Origin of the sequence: Adlercreutzia sp. DFI.6.23, from assembly GCF_024462535.1 — a bacterium.
GTDB lineage: Bacteria > Actinomycetota > Coriobacteriia > Coriobacteriales > Eggerthellaceae > Adlercreutzia > Adlercreutzia rubneri.
Genome location: NZ_JANGBP010000862.1, coordinates 1 through 280, shown reverse-complemented (window position 1 = coordinate 280; position 280 = coordinate 1). Strand labels below are relative to the sequence as shown.

Annotated in this window: 1 rRNA gene; it reads right to left on the bottom strand. The window is 65.7% G+C overall.

Annotated features, from left to right (window positions below):
• Nucleotides 1-280 (bottom strand): 23S ribosomal RNA (locus NE591_RS15790); the annotation flags it as partial.

Below are 280 nucleotides of genomic sequence, written 5' to 3'. Positions count from 1 at the left end.
CCTTAACCGTGGTTCTCCCGATCGCCTCGGTATGTTCTACCCGCCCACCTGTGTCGGTTTTGGTACGGGCGCCGACGGCACTCCCTAGAGGTTTTTCTCGGAAGCATGGGCTCACCGGCTTCGCTCGCTCGCTTCGTCTCGCGTCTCAGGCCCCGTGCGCAGCTGATTTCCACGCTGCGCGCCCTACGCGCTTTCACGGGGACGTCCAGAACCCCGCCCGGCTACCCTTCTCCGTCGCCCCATCGGTAATGCCGCGCCGTCGGCGGTGCGGGAATGTCTG